14 protein-coding genes and 2 pseudogenes are annotated in these 16,673 nt (G+C 59.8%); 9 read left to right on the top strand and 7 right to left on the bottom strand.

Annotated elements, in window-relative coordinates:
• Positions 1-31 precede the first annotated feature (31 nt).
• The 7 genes and pseudogenes from ABTW55_RS01945 (at position 32) to fbaA (ending at position 7,982) form a co-directional block, all read left to right on the top strand.
• Positions 32-1,120 carry an ABC transporter substrate-binding protein gene (locus ABTW55_RS01945; protein ID WP_060422362.1) on the top strand — a complete coding sequence of 363 codons (1,089 nt, stop codon included), beginning with the start codon at positions 32-34 and terminating at the stop codon, positions 1,118-1,120.
• Positions 1,121-1,198: 78 nt separating this feature from the next.
• On the top strand, positions 1,199-2,968 hold the full coding sequence (locus ABTW55_RS01950) for an iron ABC transporter permease (RefSeq protein WP_033635883.1): 1,770 nt from the start codon (positions 1,199-1,201) through the stop codon (positions 2,966-2,968).
• Positions 2,961-4,031 (top strand): annotated as a pseudogene (locus tag ABTW55_RS01955) (ABC transporter ATP-binding protein). The gene ABTW55_RS01950 and the pseudogene ABTW55_RS01955 overlap by 8 nt, the downstream one beginning before the upstream one ends.
• Before the next feature lie 66 nt (positions 4,032-4,097).
• Positions 4,098-4,223, top strand: a pseudogene (locus tag ABTW55_RS01960) (LysR family transcriptional regulator); the annotation flags it as partial.
• 312 nt (positions 4,224-4,535) lie between these two features.
• Positions 4,536-5,552 (top strand): erythrose-4-phosphate dehydrogenase, encoded by a 1,017-nt coding sequence (gene epd / locus ABTW55_RS01965; protein WP_004931582.1) that lies wholly within the window; start codon positions 4,536-4,538, stop codon positions 5,550-5,552.
• A gap of 70 nt (positions 5,553-5,622) precedes the next feature.
• The gene (gene pgk, locus ABTW55_RS01970) at positions 5,623-6,786 is read left to right on the top strand and encodes a phosphoglycerate kinase (protein WP_025160206.1); all 1,164 of its coding nucleotides are present in this window, start codon (positions 5,623-5,625) and stop codon (positions 6,784-6,786) included.
• Between the two features lie 116 nt (positions 6,787-6,902).
• Positions 6,903-7,982, top strand: a complete 1,080-nt coding sequence (gene fbaA, locus ABTW55_RS01975) for a class II fructose-bisphosphate aldolase (protein WP_060422085.1) — start codon at positions 6,903-6,905, stop codon at positions 7,980-7,982.
• Positions 7,983-8,038: 56 nt separating this feature from the next.
• On the opposite strand, the gene ABTW55_RS01980 is transcribed toward fbaA, so the two are convergent.
• Positions 8,039-8,707 (bottom strand): DUF1345 domain-containing protein, encoded by a 669-nt coding sequence (locus ABTW55_RS01980; RefSeq protein ID WP_033635872.1) that lies wholly within the window; start codon positions 8,705-8,707, stop codon positions 8,039-8,041.
• A 205-nt stretch (positions 8,708-8,912) separates the two neighbouring features.
• Between ABTW55_RS01980 and mscS the strand changes: the two genes are divergently transcribed.
• Entirely contained in the window at positions 8,913-9,779 is an 867-nt protein-coding gene (mscS, locus tag ABTW55_RS01985) for a small-conductance mechanosensitive channel MscS (protein ID WP_033635871.1), read from the top strand.
• An 82-nt stretch (positions 9,780-9,861) separates the two neighbouring features.
• Here mscS and ABTW55_RS01990 read toward each other — a convergent pair whose 3' ends face one another.
• The 3 genes from ABTW55_RS01990 to ABTW55_RS02000 all read right to left on the bottom strand — a co-directional run bounded on the left by ABTW55_RS01990 (position 9,862) and on the right by ABTW55_RS02000 (position 13,417).
• A complete protein-coding gene (locus tag ABTW55_RS01990; protein ID WP_060422088.1) occupies positions 9,862-11,211 on the bottom strand; it encodes an aromatic acid/H+ symport family MFS transporter in 1,350 nt (449 codons plus the stop codon).
• A gap of 171 nt (positions 11,212-11,382) precedes the next feature.
• Complete coding sequence (locus ABTW55_RS01995; protein WP_033635869.1) at positions 11,383-12,414, bottom strand: methionine synthase; 1,032 nt, start codon at positions 12,412-12,414, stop codon at positions 11,383-11,385.
• Positions 12,415-12,439: 25 nt separating this feature from the next.
• Complete coding sequence (locus ABTW55_RS02000; RefSeq protein WP_060422089.1) at positions 12,440-13,417, bottom strand: DUF1852 domain-containing protein; 978 nt, start codon at positions 13,415-13,417, stop codon at positions 12,440-12,442.
• A gap of 316 nt (positions 13,418-13,733) precedes the next feature.
• On the opposite strand from ABTW55_RS02000, the gene ABTW55_RS02005 reads away from it, so the two are divergent.
• Entirely contained in the window at positions 13,734-14,273 is a 540-nt protein-coding gene (locus tag ABTW55_RS02005) for a DUF2058 domain-containing protein (RefSeq protein WP_033635867.1), read from the top strand.
• 7 nt (positions 14,274-14,280) lie between these two features.
• Here the strand turns inward: ABTW55_RS02005 and ABTW55_RS02010 are convergent, their stop codons facing one another.
• The 3 genes from ABTW55_RS02010 to ABTW55_RS02020 form a co-directional block, all read right to left on the bottom strand.
• Complete coding sequence (locus ABTW55_RS02010) at positions 14,281-14,979, bottom strand: RluA family pseudouridine synthase (RefSeq protein ID WP_060388356.1); 699 nt, start codon at positions 14,977-14,979, stop codon at positions 14,281-14,283.
• Between the two features lie 143 nt (positions 14,980-15,122).
• Positions 15,123-15,818: an L-ribulose-5-phosphate 4-epimerase gene (gene araD, locus ABTW55_RS02015; protein WP_033649413.1), complete on the bottom strand. Its 696-nt coding sequence runs from the start codon at positions 15,816-15,818 to the stop codon at positions 15,123-15,125.
• Positions 15,812-16,672 (bottom strand): L-ribulose-5-phosphate 3-epimerase, encoded by an 861-nt coding sequence (locus ABTW55_RS02020; RefSeq protein ID WP_060422091.1) that lies wholly within the window; start codon positions 16,670-16,672, stop codon positions 15,812-15,814. Before ABTW55_RS02020 ends, araD begins: the two co-directional genes overlap by 7 nt.
• Between the last annotated feature and the right edge of the window lies 1 nt (position 16,673).

Raw genomic sequence — 16,673 nt, forward strand, 5'->3', positions numbered from 1 at the left:
TGGTTTATTAAATGTGATCAGGGGATGGATGATGATGAAAAAAATCAGCGCGACCGTAGCTGCAATCACCTTACTGGGCTCCGTTTCCGCCTATGCGGCCTTCCCGGCGGGCTACCCCGCCGACTATCAGAAATGGGTCGACGGCGCGAAGAAAGAAGGCAAGGTGGTGATTTACTCGACCACCGACACCAAGGCGGCGGCGCCGCTGATCCAGGGGTTCGAGGCGTTGTATCCGGGCATCAAGGTGGAATACAACGACATGAACAGCACCGAACTCTATAACCGCTTCATCAGCGAGCAGGCGGCCGGCGGCACCAGCGGCGACGTGGTGTGGAGCTCGTCGATGGACACCATTTTGAAACTGGCGGGCGATTACGCGCAGGAGTATGCCTCCCCTGAGCAGGCCCAGCTGCCGAAATGGGCGGTATGGCAAGATAAAGTGTATGGCACCACCTATGAGCCGGTGGTGTTTATCTATAACAAACGCCTGATCCCGCAAGGCGATGTGCCGGATTCGCACGCGGCGCTGGCCAAGCTGATCGCCGGCCAGACGGACAAATTCAAGAAGAAAGTCACCACGTACGACATCGAAAAATCCGGCGTCGGCTTCATGCTGTCGGTGCAGGACTTCAAGGCCGATCCCAACTACTTCAAAACGCTGGCCGACGTGGCCAAGGGCGGGCTGGCGGTGCAATCCTCCACCGGCACCATGATGGAACGCGTCTCCTCCGGTGAAAACCTGATCGGCTTCAATATCCTCGGTTCGTACGCCGAGGCCCGCGCCAAAAGCGACCCGTCGCTCGGCATCGTCTATCCGAAAGACTATACCCTGGTGCTGTCGCGCGTGAGCTTCATCAGCAAAGAGGCCGGCAACCCTAACGCCGCCAAGCTGTGGTTCGACTACGTGCTGTCGGAGAAAGGGCAAAGTATTCTCGCCAATCAGGCGGATATCCCCTCGATCCGCAACGACATCGAAGGCAAGAACGACATCGACGGCATGACCAAGCTGTTGGGTAACGCGCTCAAGCCGATCCCGGTCGACGACAGCCTGCTGGAATATCTGCAGCCGGCCAAACGCCTCGACTACATCAAACAGTGGCGCACCGCCGCGGCGAAATAACAGGGACTGCATTCGGACGCGCGCCTGCCTTAGAGGCGCGCGCCCTTTGGTCGTCGTTTACAACCATAGGGAGCATTTATGCAAGCATGGCGCAGAAAGTGGCAGAGTCTGCCGCGCGGCCTGGTGGTGTTGATAACCGCGCTGGTTATCTATGTCCCCCTGTCGTTTATCATCATTCAAAGCTTCCTCTCGGCACCGTTTTTCTCTCCCTCCAAGGTCTTCAGCCTGGAGGCCTTCGAGTTCATCTTTACCGATCCTGATTTCTACAAGGCGCTGAAGAGCGGCTTTATTCTGGCATTCGGCCTGGTGATCATCGCCATCCCCCTCGGCGGCATTTTGGCTTTCCTGATGGTGCGCACCGATCTGCCGGGGCGGCGGATCATCGAGCCGCTGATTCTGGTGCCGATCTTCGTGTCGCCGATGGTGCTGGGCTTCGGCTACGTGGTGGCGGCGGGGCCGGTGGGCTTCTTCTCGCTGTGGGCGCAGGCGCTGCTGGGCTTCGTGCCGTGGAATATCTATTCGATGGCCAGCATCGTGGTGATAGCCGGATTGACGCACGTGCCCCACGCGTATCTGTACATCTCCTCGGCGCTGCGCAGCGTGGGCTCCGACGTTGAAGAGGCGGCGCGCACCGCCGGCGCCACGCCGCTGCAGGTGATGACCGCCGTCAGCCTGCCGATGGTGCGGCCGTCTATCCTGTACGCCGGGGTGCTGCTGTTCTTCCTCGGGCTGGAAGTGTTCGGCCTGATGCTGGTACTGGGGGATCCGGAGGGCAATCTGGTGCTGGCGACCTACCTGTACCAGTTGACCAACAAGCTGGGCACGCCGTCTTACCATCTGATGGCGGCGGTGGCGGTGGTGCTGATCTGCATCACCATTCCGCTGGTGATGCTGCAGCGCCGGCTGATGCGCACCGCCAACCGCTTCGTTACCGTCAAGGGCAAAGCCTCGCAGGCCCGCGCGCTGCCGCTGGGCAAATGGCGCTGGGTGGCCGGCGCGGTGGTGGTGTTCTGGCTGACCGTGACCATCGGCGTGCCGCTGATCGGCGTAGTGCTGCGCGCCTTTATCTCCAACTGGGGCGTGGGCGTGTCAGTCTGGGACGAGCTGTCGATCAACACCTTCCGCACCATCTGGGCGCAGCCCAACCTGCTGCGCGCCATCGTCAACTCAATGGCGATTGGGGTGATTGGCGGGGCGCTGGCGGTGGCGTGCTACCTGTTCATCGGCATCGCCATGCACCGCAAGCCGGATGGCGCCACGCGCTTCCTCGATTACAGCGTGCTGGTGCCGCGCGCTGTGCCGGGGCTGCTGGCCGGTCTGGCATTCCTGTGGGTGTTTCTGTTCCTGCCGATGTGGCTGGACAAATCGCTCAAGGAGGGCTGGCTGTCGGCGCTGCCGATGGCCGAGTGGCTGCGTGCTAACTGGATTGTCTGGCTGCGTTCGCTGCGCAGCACCATTTTCAGCGTCTGGCTGGCGTACACCGTGGTGTGGATGGCTTACGGCCTGCGGCTGATCTCTTCCACGCTGCTGCAGGTGGGGCCGGAGCTGGAGGAGGCGGCGCGCAGCGCCGGCGCCAGCCGCGGTCAGATCACCCGCCACGTCACCATTCCGCTGTCGCGCTACGGCCTGATCGGCTCCTGGCTGCTGATGTTCCTGATCTTTGAGCGCGAATACTCCACCGGGGTGTATCTGCTGTCTCCGGGCACGGAAACCATCGGCTCGATGCTGGTTTCCCTGTGGGCCGCGGGCGCTATCGATATCGTCGCCGCGCTGTCGTTCATCAATATCCTGCTGGTGGTGCTGGGGCTGGGGATTGCCTTGCGCTTTGGAGTGAAATTACATGATTGAACTTTCGGTAGAGAATCTGCATTTGACCTATGGCGACAACCCGGTGTTGAAAGGGGTGTCGATGGATCTGAAACGGGGCGAAGTGGTCTCGCTGCTGGGCCCGTCGGGCAGCGGCAAAACCACGCTGCTGCGGGCGGTGGCCGGGCTGGAGAAACCGAGCCAGGGGCGGATCGTCATCGGCAACAGCGCGGTGTACAACGGCAGCGCGCGCAGCGAAATTCCCGCCGAAGAGCGCAACCTGGGGCTGGTGTTTCAGTCCTACGCGCTGTGGCCGCATAAAACGGTGTTTGAGAACGTCGCTTACCCGCTGAAGCTGCGTAAGATCGCCTAGGCGGAAATCACCCAGCGGGTGCAGGCGGTGCTGGATCAGCTCGGGTTGGGGCATCTGGCCAAGCGCCATCCGCACCAGCTTTCCGGCGGCCAGCAGCAGCGCGTGGCGATTGGGCGTGCGCTGGTCTACAACCCGCCGGTGATCCTGCTGGACGAGCCGCTGTCCAACCTTGACGCCAAGCTGCGCGAAGAGGCGCGGGTATTCCTGCGCGAGTTGATCATCAAGCTTGGCCTGTCGGCGCTGATGGTGACCCACGATCAGAACGAGGCGATGGCCATCTCCGATCGCATCCTGCTGCTCAATAACGGCAAAATCGAACAGCAGGGCACACCGCAGGAGATGTACGGTTCGCCCACCACGCTGTTCACCGCCGAGTTCATGGGCAGCAACAACCGCTTGCCGGGCAAGGTTGTCGCGCTGGAAGGCGACCGGGCGCGCATCGAAGGCAAGGATTGGGCGCTGTGGGGCAAAGCGGGCGAAGGCGTGCAGGTCGGCCAGGAGGGCTCGGCGGTGATCCGCGTGGAGCGCGTGCGGTTGGGCGAAGATCCGCAGGGCAACCAGCTTGAGCTGCCACTGCTGACCAGCATGTATCTCGGCGATCGCTGGGAATACCTGTTCCGCACCGTGGCCGAGGATTTCGTGGTGCGCGCCTATGGCCACGAAGCGCGCGATCGGGCGCTGTGCCGGCTCTCCCTGCCGGCCGAGCATCTGTGGATATTCCCGAAAGCCTAATCAGGACGCCCGCAGACGCGGGCGTTCCGTTTACAGAGTTAAACCGCTAGCGGCGATCTTTTCCGGGCGGTGTACGTTTCCCGGCTGGCAACGTCGGCGAAAGTGCGGGTGACGGTCGAATTTTTGCGCGACTATTTCCGCGAGCACTACGGCGAAACGGGGCCGGCGAGTGAAAATCCGCCGCGGCCTTGAGGCCAAAAATGTGCGCCAGATCATCTTATGCTCGTAAAACTCCCCTCCGTTACTTGTGGAACTGTTGCACCTGTTCCTTTTGCCAAAACTTTGGTTTATGCTCAGCTGAAGCGTTTCAGTTGAAGCACTCTTCGACAGAAATGCCGATGTGACGGCGGTGAAAAGCCGCTGAAGCGCGGGAATAATGCAAACGCGGCGATTCACAGCGGGCGGTGCGATCCACTACTCTATGCGGGTTAGTGAGACAACCAGTCAGCGCCGGCCCGGCGCCGGTGAGTCAGCCCGGCGGGACGGCCCTTTTTCAGGAGCAGCATGACCATCCGCATAGCGATAAACGGCTTTGGCCGCATCGGCCGCAGCGTATTGCGCGCACTGTACGAATCGGGACGACGGGCGGAAATTTCCGTGGTGGCGATCAACGAGCTGGCGAATGCCGAGGGCATGGCCCATCTGCTGAAGTACGATTCCAGCCACGGCCGCTTCGCCTGGGATGTGCGGCAAGAGTGCGACACGCTGAGCGTCGGGGACGACGCGATTCGCCTGTTGCATCAGCCGGCGGTGGAGCAGTTGCCCTGGGGCGAGCTGGGCGTCGACGTGGTGCTGGACTGCAGCGGCGTGTACGGCAGCCGGGCGGATGGCGAAGCCCATCTGGCGGCGGGGGCGAAGAAAGTGCTGTTCGCCCATCCGGGCGGCAACGATCTGGACGCCACCATCGTGTTCGGCGTCAACCATCAGACGCTGTTGGCGGAACATCGCATCGTGTCCAACGCCTCGTGCACCACCAACTGCATTATTCCGGTGATCAAGCTGCTGGACGACGCCTACAGCATCGAATCCGGCACCGTGACCACCATTCACTCGGCGATGAACGATCAGCCGGTGATCGACGCGTATCACGCGGATTTGCGGCGCACCCGCGCGGCGAGCCAGTCGATTATTCCGGTCGACACCAAGCTGGCCGCGGGCATCACCCGTATCTTCCCGCAGTTTTGCGATCGCTTCGAGGCGATCTCGGTGCGCGTGCCGACCATCAACGTGACGGCTATCGATCTCAGCGTCAGCGTGAGCGCCGCGGTGAAGGTGGCGGAGGTCAACCAGCTGTTGCAAAAGGCCGCACGGGAATCATTTCGTGGTATAGTTGACTACACGGAATTACCATTGGTCTCGATCGATTTTAACCATGACCCGCACAGCGCTATCGTCGACGGTACGCAGACCCGGGTCAGCGGGCAGCACCTGATAAAGACCTTGGTCTGGTGCGACAATGAATGGGGCTTTGCCAATCGGATGTTGGATACAACACGGGCAATGGCCGCCAGCGGTTTCTAGTACGGCGGCGCCGGCGTGATTGGCGCGCTGCTCAGGCAATTTTATAGAGATTCAATAAAGAGGGTTCACCATGTCTGTAATTAAGATGACCGATCTGGATCTGGCGGGTAAACGCGTACTGATCCGCTCCGATCTGAACGTGCCGGTAAAAGACGGTAAAGTGACTTCCGACGCGCGTATCCGCGCTTCCCTGCCGACTATCGAAGCTGCGCTGAAGCAAGGCGCCCGCGTGATGGTAACCTCCCACCTGGGTCGTCCTACCGAAGGCGAGTACAACGAAGAATTCTCCCTGCTGCCTGTTGTTAACTACCTGAAAGATCACCTGAAATCCCCAGTGCGTCTGGCGAAGGATTATCTGGATGGCGTCGACGTCGCCGAAGGCGAACTGGTGGTGCTGGAAAACGTCCGTTTCAACAAGGGCGAGAAGAAAGACGACGAAACCCTGTCCAAGAAATACGCGGCGCTGTGCGACGTGTACGTAATGGACGCGTTCGGCACCGCGCACCGCGCGCAGGCTTCCACCCACGGCGTGGGCAAGTTCGCGCCTGTCGCCTGTGCCGGCCCGCTGCTGTCCGCCGAGCTGGAAGCGCTGGGCAAGGCCCTGGGCAACCCGGCCCGTCCGATGGTCGCCATCGTGGGCGGTTCTAAAGTCTCCACCAAACTGACCGTGCTGGATTCCCTGTCCAAAATCGCCGATCAGCTGATCGTCGGCGGCGGCATCGCCAACACCTTCGTGGCGGCGCAGGGCAACAACGTGGGCCAGTCCCTGTACGAACCTGACCTGATCCCGAACGCGCAGAAACTGCTGGAAACCTGCGACATCCCGGTTCCGACCGACGTGCGCGTCGCGACCGAGTTCTCCGAAACCGCGACCGCGACCGTGAAGCAGGCCAACGAGATCCAGGACAACGAGCAAATTCTGGATATGGGCGACGTCTCTGCCGAGCGTTTGGCCGTTATCCTGAAGAACGCCAAGACCATTCTGTGGAATGGCCCGGTTGGCGTATTCGAGTTCCCTAACTTCCGTAAGGGCACCGAAATTGTCGCCCGCGCGATCGCCGATAGCGACGCTTTCTCTATCGCTGGCGGCGGCGACACTCTGGCAGCCATCGATCTGTTCGGTATCGCTGACAAAATTTCCTACATCTCCACCGGCGGTGGCGCATTCCTGGAATTCGTTGAAGGGAAACCGCTGCCTGCAGTCGTGATGCTGGAAGAGCGCGCTAAGCAGTAATTCAGACAACGGGAGGCGAAAGCCGCCCGTTTGTTTTATACCGCGCGGCTCACGCTGCGCGGCGTGAAAACATCGATTTACATCCATCTACGGCCGACGAAACAGGACAAAGTAACATGTCTAAAATTTTTGATTTCGTAAAACCGGGTGTCATCACGGGTGATGACGTTCAGAAAGTCTTCGCAGTTGCTAAAGAGAACAACTTTGCGCTGCCAGCGGTAAACTGCGTGGGTACCGACTCCATTAACGCAGTGCTGGAAGCCGCGGCTAAAGTGCGCGCGCCGGTCATCGTTCAGTTCTCCAACGGCGGCGCCGCGTTCATCGCCGGCAAAGGCGTGAAGACCGATGTGTCTCAGGGCGCAGCGATTCTGGGTGCCATCTCCGGCGCACACCACGTTCACCAGATGGCTGAACACTACGGCGTGCCGGTGATCCTGCACACCGACCACTGCGCGAAGAAACTGCTGCCATGGCTGGACGGCCTGCTGGACGCCGGCGAGAAGCACTTCGCCGCTACCGGCAAACCGCTGTTCTCTTCTCACATGATCGATCTGTCTGAAGAGTCTCTGGAAGAAAACATCGAGATCTGCAGCGCCTACCTGAAGCGCATGGCCAAAATCGGCATGACGCTGGAAATCGAACTGGGCTGCACCGGCGGTGAAGAAGATGGCGTGGACAACAGCCATATGGACGCTTCCGCACTGTACACCCAGCCGGAAGACGTGGCTTACGCGTATGAAAAACTGAACGCCATCAGCCCGCGCTTCACCATCGCTGCCTCCTTCGGTAACGTGCACGGCGTGTACAAGCCAGGCAACGTCAAGCTGACCCCGACCATCCTGCGTGATTCTCAGGACTACGTGTCCAAGAAATTCAACCTGCCGCACAACAGCCTGAACTTCGTGTTCCACGGCGGTTCCGGTTCTACCGACGCAGAGATCAAAGAGTCTGTGGGTTACGGCGTGATCAAGATGAACATCGACACCGACACCCAATGGGCGACCTGGGACGGCATCCTGCAGTACTACAAAGCGAACGAAGCTTACCTGCAGGGCCAGCTGGGCAACCCGAAAGGCGCCGATCAGCCGAACAAGAAATACTACGATCCACGCGTATGGCTGCGCGCAGCGCAGACCAGCATGGTGACGCGTCTGGAGCAGGCTTTCAAAGATCTGAACGCGGTAGACGTTCTGTAATCTTCGGCACCTGTTGCACGATGCAAAAGGCTCCCTGCGGGGAGCCTTTTTCGTTTTCAGCCCAGCAGGCCGGCGCCGACGTTGATAGACAGGCCCAGGATCAGCATGTTGAACACGAACGAAATAACCGACTGTACGAGCGCGATTTTACGCACCTCCGCGGCGCCGACCGCCACGTCGGCGGTTTGCGACGCGACTGCGATGGTGAAAGAGAAGTAGGCGAAGTCCAGATAGGTCGGCTCGGTGAGATTGCCGGGGAACAGCAGCGGCAAAGGCTCCTGCTGCGCACCCTGGCGATAAAATTGATGGGCGTAGTGCATGGTGAAGGCGGTCGGCAGCAGGAGCCAGGAGACCGCCAGCGTTCCGCCGGTTAACGCCAGATGCAGGGTTTTCAGCGAGTCGCTGGCCTGTTTGGCGCTGCTCAATTCGAACAGGATCGCCAGAATGCTCACCAGACAACCGAAACTGACCAGCGCCAACACCGTGCTGGCGCTTTCATCCTGCCGCCGGGCGATCTGGCGAATGTGCTGCGGCGTGCTGACCAGCATCAGCCGCCAGAGAAACAGCAGATAGAGCCAGGCCAGCGTATTCCAGCCGATCATCAAGCGCTGCAGCAACGAGAGCTGGGCGGGCAGCAGCAGAAAGCACAACAGCCCGGCGCCGACGGAAAACAGCAGCCTGGGCCGCACTTGCCAATAGTGTTTGAGCGAAGAGCGAATGTGCATGAAGAACGGATCCCTTGTCGTGAAATGGCCAACGCGCTGTTTTCAGCATAGAAGAAGCGGCGAGCGGTTTCGGCTATTTTTAACGCTGACGGTTGGCATGAGCCTTTAATGTTGGTTACCCTTAGGCGGTGGTTTCCGACTGGCTGCCGAGGCCAGTGTATTTTTGCGAGTTTCTCCCGTTAGGGACTGAGTTAGGACGACACGAATGAAAGATTTGAATGTAGTAGACGGCATCAACGGTGCCGGCAACTGGTTGGTGAAGAATCAGGATCTGTTGATCCAGTACGCGGTGAATATCGTCGCCGCCATCGTTATCCTGATCATCGGCTCGATCGTGGCCCGCGTGGTCGGCAATGCGCTGAACCGCGTGATGAAGCTGCGCGGCATCGACGCCACGGTGGCAGATTTCCTGGCGGCGATCGTGCGCTACGGCGTGCTGGCGTTCACCTTCATCGCCGTGCTGGGGCGTGTCGGCGTGCAGACCACCTCGGTGATCGCCGTGCTGGGCGCCGCCGGTTTGGCCGTCGGCCTGGCGCTGCAAGGCTCGCTGTCCAACTTCGCCGCCGGCGTGCTGCTGGTGATCTTCCGTCCGCTGCGCGTGGGGGAATATGTCGATCTGGGCGGCGTGGCCGGTACCGTCGATCAGGTGCAGATTTTCTCCACCACCCTGCGTACCGCAGACAACAAAACCATCGTGGTGCCGAACGGTAAAATCATCGCCGGCAACATCATCAACTATTCTCGCGAGCCGAACCGCCGCGTGGATATCGTGGTAGGCGTGGCCTACAACGCCGATATCGACGTGGTGAAGAAGGTGCTGGGCGATGTGATCGCCGCCGACAAGCGCATCATGCACGCCAAAGGCGTGACCGTGCGTCTGAACGAGATGGCGCCGTCTTCCCTGAACTTTGTCACCCGTTCCTGGACCACCAACGCGGAATACTGGAACGTGTACTTCGATCTGATGGAAAACTTCAAGCGCGCGCTGGATGCCCACAACATCGGCATTCCGTTCCCGCAGATGGACGTGCACCTGTATCGCACCGAAGACGCTTCCGCCAAGGCGGAATAACAGAGAAGGGGGCCTTGGCTCCCTTTTTGATTACAGGCCGAGACGTCTCCAAGGGCGTCTCGGCCTTTTCTTTTCCGCGAGTTCAGGCGCCGGCGACCGGCTTGGCGAGCGGCGCGCGGCGGCGCAGGCTGAGGCGATAGAGCAGGAAGATGGCGCCCGCGCCCAGCAGCGCCGGCAGCGCCAGCCAGAGGAAGAACACTTCCGCCGAGCCGGCGGCGGTCATCATCCAGGCGCCGAGCATCGAGCCGACGATCGAGCCGAAGCGGCCATTGGCCATGGCCCAGCTGACGCCGGTGACGCGGGCCGCGGTCGGATAAAGGGTGGCGGAAACCAGATTCAGGCCGTTCTGCGCGCCGGCCACGCCGAAGCCTATCAGGAACACGACGGCGGCCAGCGTGTAGACGTCGCCCATCAGATACCCGGTCGCGCCGATCACCAGCGCGGCGCCCAGGTAGGAGACGGCCAGCACGCGGTAGGGCCCGATCCGGTCCATCAGCAGCGCCATCAGGATGGCGCCCAGGGTGCCGCCGAGCGGCACCATCGCCCCGATGCGCGAGGCGTGGGCGATATCGTAACCGGCGTCTTTAAGTATCGTCGGCAGCCAACTGGTGAGCAGGTAGAACACGAACAGCGAGCAGAAGAACGCCGCCCACAGCAGCAGGGTGCGCGCGGCGCGCCCTTCGATAAACAGGTGCGAGATCGGCGACTTGGCCTGCGCCGGGCGCTCGTCATCGACAATGGTTATCCCCGTCCAACGTTGGCCGGTGATACGCTCGACCACCCGGCGCAGCCGATCGGCATGCCTGGCGCTGGCGGCCATAAAGCGCACCGATTCGGGCATCTGCCAGGCCAGCAGCGGCAGCAGCGCCAATGGCGCGATGCCGCCGACCAGCAGCACGCCGCGCCAGCCAAATGCAGGAATGATCTGCCCGGCCAGCAGGCCGCCCAGGGCCAAGCCGGCGGTAAAGCCGCTCCAGCTCAGGGTGACCATCAGCATGCGGCGGCGCGCCGGTGAGTACTCCGAGCTGAGGGTGATGCAGGTCGGTATCGCGCCCCCGAGGCCAATGCCGGTGATGAAGCGCAACAGGGTCAGGGATTCGATCGAATGCGTATAGGCCGAAGCCAGGGTGCAGCCGCCAAATACCAGCACCGCGACGAGCAGCACGCGTTTGCGGCCGATGGCGTCGGCGATCGGCCCGAACAGCAGGCTGCCGATCAGCAGGCCGAACAACCCCGCGCCGAAGGCGGGGGAGAGCTGCGAGGGCTGCAGGCCCCACTCTTCGCGCAGTGCCGGGGCGATATAGCCGATGATGGCGGTATCGAACCCGTCCAGCAGGGCGATCAGGAAACACAGGGTGAGGATGAGGATTTGATAAGGCGAGATCCTGGCGCGATCGATAATTTCGCTGATGCGAGCGGTATCTGGGCTCATGAGGGTTCCACTGTTATTAAGCTGGTGTGGGCTGGCTGAGGGGCCGTTCAGGCCGCTGTGGCTGGCATCGCGTAGAAATCCGAGTATACACCAGAGCGGGGGCGTTGCGGGGAGGGGGAGTCGATGATCATCGTCCGCCGCAGGAGGCTACTGCGGCGGGCGATGGCGCGATTATTTGGCCAGCAGTTCTCGGCGCACGATCTCGGCGCCGGCACTCAAGGCATTCAGCTTGCCGCTGGCGACCTGACGAGGCAGGGGAGCCATGCCGCAGTTGGTCGACGGATAGAGCTTGTCGGCATCGACAAACTGCAGCGCTTTGCGCAGCGTAGCGGCCACTTCCTCCGGCGTCTCAACGGTATGATTCGCCACATCAATGGCGCCGACCATCACTTTTTTGCCGCGAATCAGTTCCAGCAGATCCATCGGGACGTGCGAGTTATGACACTCGAGCGAGATAATATCGATAGTAGACGTTTGCAGCTTAGGAAACGCCTCTTCATATTGCCGCCACTCTGAGCCCAGCGTCTTTTTCCAGTCGGTATTGGCCTTAATGCCGTATCCATAGCAGATATGCACCGCCGTTTCACACTTAAGCCCTTCAACGGCCCTTTCCAGGGCGGCGATGCCCCAGTCATTCACCTCGTCAAAGAACACGTTAAATGCGGGCTCATCAAACTGAATAATGTCGACGCCGGCGGCCTCGAGCTCTTTGGCTTCCTGATTGAGGATCTTGGCGAACTCCCAGGCCAATTTTTCGCGGCTTTTATAGTGGTTGTCATAGAGCGTGTCGATCATGGTCATCGGCCCCGGCAGGGCCCATTTAATCGGCTGCTTGGTCAGCTGGCGCAAAAATTTGGCGTCTTCAACGAAAACGGGCTTTTGGCGCGCGACCGCACCCACGACGGTTGGCACGCTCGCCTCATAGCGATTGCGGATTTTAACCACTTCGCGTTTCTCGAAATCGACGCCGCTGAGGTGTTCGATAAACGTCGTGACGAAGTGCTGGCGCGTTTGCTCGCCATCGCTGACGATATCGATGCCGGCCTGTTGTTGTTCAGCCAGCGACAAACGCAGGGCATCCTGTTTCCCTTCGATTAATTCTTCATTTTGCAATTTCCAGGGCGACCACAGGGTTTCCGGTTGGGCCAGCCAGGAAGGTTTGGGCAAGCTGCCGGCGGTCGAGGTAGGGAGCAATATTTTCATAATAGATGACCTGTATTTAAGTGAATCAAAGCGCGTAGTGAGCAGACCATTGCTCAAGAATGGGCTTGTAGGGTTTGATAAATTGCTCTTCCGTAAATTTCCCCTGCTCAATCGCTAACTGGCTACGCTCTTCGCGATCGTAAACAATCTTGGTTAATGAATAGTCCTGGTTATTCAGGCTTGGCTGATAGCATTGCCCCGCCGCCGAGTTGGCATTGTAAATTTCAGGCCGATAGATTTTTTGGAAGGTCTCCATCGTGCTGATGGTGCCGATCAGCTCCAGATCGGTGTAATCGCTCAGCAAATCCCCGGGGAAATAAAACGCCAGGGGCGCGACGCTATTTTTCGGCATGAAATAGCGCACCTGCAGGCCCATTTTTTTAAAATACCGGTCGGTCAGCGAAGCGCCGTCTTGCCGATACTCGTCGCCCAACACCGGATGTTGATTGCCCGTCCGATGATAGGTGTCTTTGCTGGACACGCTGAGGCAGATCACCGGCGGTTTGCTGAAATTCTCATGGTATTCGTTTGAATTGACGAAGTGCTTAAAGATATTGCCGTGCAAATCGCCGAAATCATTCGGGATAGTGAATTCCGCCGTGTTTTTATTGTGCGCCGGCAGCAAGACGCTAAAGTCATAATCGCGCACGTAAGACGAGAAATTGTTCCCGACGATGCCCTCAATTCGCTTTTGCGTTTTTTTATCGATGATGGTGGTTTTCAGGATTTCGATCACCGGGAAGCTGGCGCCCTGATCTTCAACGCGCATCTCCACCGAAATGATGTCAAGCTCAACCGAATAGCGGTCGGCCTTGGGGTTATCCCAATGCGCCAACGAATTGAAGCGATTGTTAATCATCACCAGCGTGTTGCGCAGGTTCTCCCGGCGGTTTTCCCCTCTGGCCAAATTGGCGAAGTTGGTGGTGATACGCGTACTTTCAGAAGGGTTATAATCTTCATCGAAAGAACTGCTCTTAATCGTAAAGGCAAAGTCTCTATTCATCGTCTTATAGCATCCTGTTATATGATATGAAGGCTGGATTTATCCATTTCTTTCAATGGGTTGTTTTTCTCTTTTTTTATTCAGCCGATTTCATATTGTCTGTCGTTAATGAGGTCTATTTTTGCCAGAGTCCCGGTGGGAGTGAAAGAGACTTAATTTCATTACCACATGAGCGCTATTCATGATCTGGCGTTCGGACCGGTTGGCCGCCGTCGCCCTGCGGCGCAAACCGCTAACGTACCGGGCCGGCAACCTGGTGCAGCCTGAAAAATTACGGGTATAATCCCCCCATGATCCCACGGCTTCAGACACGAACATGACAAAACTCACCTTACAAGAGCAGATGCTCAAAGCGGGCTTGGTAACCAGCAAGAAAATGGCCAAAGTCCAAAGAACGGCTAAAAAATCACGCGTTCAGGCCCGCGAGGCCAGAGAGGCGGTGGAAGAGAATAAAAAGGCGCAGCTTGAGCGCGATAAGCAGCTGAACGAGCAGCAAAAGCAGGCCGCGCTGTCCAAAGAGTACAAGGCGCAGGTGAAGCAGCTGATCGAGATGAACCGCATCGTTCTGGCGAAAGGCGATATCGGTTTCAACTTCACCGACGGTAACCTGATCAAGAAAATCCTGGTGGATAAGGCGACGCAAACCCAGCTGATCAATGGCCGCCTCGCCATTGCACGCCTGGTGGTCGAGAACCGGGAAGAGTGTGAATACGCGATTATCCCCGCGAGCGTCGCCGATAAAATCGCGCAGCGCGATGCGGCCAGCATTGTGCTGCACAGCGCGCTGAGTCAGGAGGAACAGGATGAAGACGATCCGTACGCCGACTTTAAAGTGCCCGACGATTTGATGTGGTAAGCCGCGTTTAGAACGGCGCGGCGTGACGAGCGGCGATCCGCTCCCCGCTAATGGGGTGCACAAAGTCCAGCTCGCTGGCGTGCAGCATCAGCCGCGGCGTCTGTTCGGTACCCGGCAGCAGTCGCCCGCCATACAGATCGCAGCCTAAAATAGGGTGGCCCAACTGCCGGCTGTGAATACGCAACTGGTGGGTGCGCCCGGTCTCCGGGATGAGCTGCACCCGCGTCAGCGGCAGCGAGATCCCGCCCTCCGCTTCACGATAAAAACGCTCGACGACCCGATAACGGGAGCGGGCGGGCTTGCCGTGGAGGGCGCAAATCGACATCAGCGGGAACAGCGCCGGATCTTTGGCGATCGCCGCGTCTATTACCCCTTCGTTATCCGCCAGATGGCCGCACAGCAGCGCGCTGTACACTTTGCCGACGGTGCGCTCGCTGAACTGCCGGCAGAGCGCGGCGTTGGCGGCCTTGTTGCGGGCCACCACCATCAAGCCGGACGTGCCGAAATCCAGGCGGTGCACCAGGGTGCAGCCGGGGAAGATCTGTACCAGCCGATGGTGTACCGAATCGAGATTCTGCGGATTCTTGCCCGACAGGCTGAGCAGCCCGGCCGGCTTATTGATCAGCGCCAGATGATCGTCCTGATAGAGGATCTCTATTTGGTCATGGCATGGCGGTGCGATAAAGGTATCGGTGACAGTAGACATTGGGCGGCCGGCTGGAAGGTGGGTGCGGATGATAGCGAATTTTTCGCCGATGGGCGAATGCGGTTATCGTTATCACTGCGCCTCATGCCCGCTGGCACCCGATGCGGCAAAGCATCGGGCGCAACGGTTATGGCCCTGGCGCGCTACTGCCCGTAGTAGGCGTTTTGGCCGTGTTTGCGCAGGTAGTGTTTGTCCAACAGTTCGCGCTGCATGCTGTGGATGCCCGGCGTCAGCTGGCGTGAGAAAATGCCCATGTAGGCAATTTCTTCCAGCACCACCGCATTATGCACCGCATTGTGGGCGTCTTTGCCCCAGGCGAAGGGGCCGTGGGCGTTGACCAGTACCGCTGGGATAGCGTTGGGATTGATATCGCGCCGGCGGAAGGTTTCGATAATCACCTTGCCGGTTTCCAGTTCGTAATCGTGCTCAATTTCATCCTGGGTCATCAGGCGCGTGCAGGGGATAGCGCCATAAAAATAGTCGGCGTGGGTGGTTCCCCAGGCGGGGATGTCCAGCCCGGCCTGCGCCCAGATGGTGGCGTGGCGGGAATGGGTGTGGACGATGCCGCCGATATCGGCAAATTCGCGGTACAGCGCCAGATGGGTGGCGGTGTCCGACGACGGTTTCTTTGCCCCTTCGACGGTGCGGCCGCTGGCCAGATCGACCACCACCATATCCTCCGCCGTCATATGCTCGTATTCAACGCCGGAAGGCTTGATCACCACCAGGCCGCGTTCGCGATCCACCGCGCTGACGTTGCCCCAGGTAAAGGTCACCAGCTTATGGCGCGGCAGATCGAGATTGGCCTCCAGCACCTGTTGTTTTAACTGAGTCAGCATGTCATGCCCCCTTGTTGCATTTTCTGTTCGATCCAGCGGCGGGCCTGAACGATCTCGGCCACCGGCTCCTCGGCTTTTTCTGTCCACATCTCAATCAGGAATGCGCCGCGGTAATTGAGGCGCTGCAGCGTGCGAAACACCTCGACGAAGTCGACGCAGCCTTCGCCAAACGGCACGTCACGGAATTGCCCCGGCGAAGCGGCGGTGACCGGGTAGGTGTCTTTCAGGTGAATGGCGGCGATGCGATCGATGCCCAGCTCCAGCTCGCGCGGCACGTCGTTGCCCCAGGCGCTGAGGTTGCCGACGTCCGGATACACCGTGAACCACGGCGAGGCCAACAGGGTGTCCCAGGCTTTCCATTTACCGATCGAGTTCATAAAGGCGGTATCCATAATTTCCACCGCCAGCATCACCTGGGCGGCGGCGGCACGGTCTACCGCCCACTGCATGCCTTCGCTAAAGCGTGCCAGCGTCCCCTCGTCCTGCTCTTCGTAATACACGTCGTAGCCGGCCAGCTGGATGGTGCGGATACCGACGTCTTGGGCCAACTGAATGGCCTGTTCCATCACGTCAAAGGCGCGCTGGCGCAGCGCCGGATCGTGGCTGCCAAACGGAAAGCGCCGGTGGCCGGAGAGGCACATCGACGGGATGCGGATGCCGGTTTCCAGCATGGCGTCCACCAGCGCCAGGCGCTGCGCTTTGCTCCAGCTCAGGCGCGCCAGGCGTTCATCGCTTTCGTCCACTGACATTTCGACGAAGTCGAAACCGCAGGCCTTGGCCAGCGCCAGGCGTTCGGGCCAGCTCAGGTGTTTCGGCAGCGCCTTCTCGTAAATTCCCAACGGGTGCTGACGCATA

Origin of the sequence: Serratia sp. SM04 (assembly GCF_040280225.1) — a bacterium.
Classification (GTDB): domain Bacteria; phylum Pseudomonadota; class Gammaproteobacteria; order Enterobacterales; family Enterobacteriaceae; genus Serratia; species Serratia sarumanii.